The organism is Oleiphilus sp. HI0061 (assembly GCF_001635675.1).
Window position 1 is genome coordinate 1 of sequence record NZ_LWFE01000375.1, and the last position, 767, is coordinate 767.

Consider the following 767-nt stretch of genomic DNA (forward strand, 5'->3'; position numbering starts at 1 on the left):
GAGGCAAGCTTTGTCCCTGACCCTCCAACGAGGACTTATCTAACTAGAAAAGAATAATGACTTTTATATTTTAGCTTTTCAAAAGGGATCGAACATGAGAACCAAAGTAGAATTTCCTAGCCAAGGGCAAAATCTAGCCGGCTTACTTGAAACCCCAGACCAAGCCATTCGCGCCTACGTCTTATTCGCTCATTGCTTCACTTGCGGCAAAGACATTGCAGCCGCCTCTCGCATCAGCCGATTTTTAGTTCAACATGGCTTTGCCGTATTTCGCTTTGATTTTACTGGCTTAGGCAATAGCGATGGTGATTTTGCCAATACCAACTTCTCCTCAAACACAGAAGATTTGATCGCAGCGGCAAACTTCCTAAAAGAAAACTACCAAGCCCCAGAACTACTTATTGGCCATAGCTTAGGCGGCGCAGCGGTGTTAGCCATGGCAGGCGAATTACCAGAAGTAAAAGCCGTCGTCACTATTGCCGCACCTTTTGAAGCAAGCCATGTTGAAAAAAACTTTGGCGCAAAATTAGACAACATAGAACAAGATGGCCAGGCCCAAGTGAATTTAGGCCCGCGTGAGTTCACCATCAAAAAACAATTTTTAGACGACATTAGAAACCAAACCACCGACCACATCAAAAGCCTCAATAAAGCTTTATTAGTTCTGCACTCACCTATCGATTTAACCGTCGACATACCCGAAGCAGAAAAAATCTACAAAGCAGCCATGCACCCCAAAAGCTTTGTAAGCTTAGATACTGCCGACC

The 767-nt window shown here is 44.5% G+C and carries 1 protein-coding gene; it reads left to right on the forward strand.

What is annotated here, in order from left to right:
- Positions 1–94: 94 nt before the first annotated feature.
- Positions 95–767: S9 family peptidase (locus tag A3735_RS05155; protein ID WP_156499416.1), on the forward strand; the 673-nt coding region annotated here is incomplete at its 3' end.